The following is a 590-nucleotide window of genomic DNA, read 5'->3' as shown; positions in this document are numbered from 1 at the left end:
GGTGACATCACTGTATATAATTACGTGGTGCGTTTAGCTAAAGAAGCTGTAACAATCATTAATACTAAAGATTATGGGAGCGTCATTTATGATCTGTTTATCCGACGCTCTTTAATTAACCTTGGCACTCAAGTTGTGAATAGAGCTTATGATGTTTCTGTAGAACTTACAACATCACAACAAATTGAAACTGTTGAAAATCAGTTATTTGAGCTAGCAGAAAAAGGAAAATATGGGGGTGGGTTTGAAAATTTTGATACAGCCATTGCAAAAGCACTTAACATGGCAAGCGCTGCGAAAAAGCGTTCTTCAAGGCTCTCAGGGATCGCTACCCATATCAAAACACTTGATGAGAAAATGGGGGGGTTACAAGCATCTGATTTGATTATCCTTGCGGGGCGCCCTGCTATGGGGAAGACCTCTCTGGCTACTAATATTGCTTTTAATATTGCCAATGCTTGCAAGCGTCATGATAACAGCCAAGCCAATGAAGGGGGTATTGTTGGTTTCTTCTCACTTGAGATGTCAACTGAACAGCTTGCAACTCGTATTATCTCAGAGCAAATAAAGGTTTCTTCTTCTGATATGCG

General features: G+C 40.2%; 1 protein-coding gene. It reads left to right on the top strand.

All coding sequences use genetic code 11. The features are described from left to right. Positions 1-590: DnaB-like helicase C-terminal domain-containing protein (locus ACFINC_RS11535; RefSeq protein WP_375617289.1), on the top strand; the 590-nt coding region annotated here is incomplete at both ends.

Source organism: Bartonella sp. AP58NXGY (assembly GCF_042195785.1).
Taxonomy (GTDB): Bacteria; Pseudomonadota; Alphaproteobacteria; order Rhizobiales; family Rhizobiaceae; genus Bartonella.
This window is presented reverse-complemented; position numbering and strand designations above follow the sequence as displayed.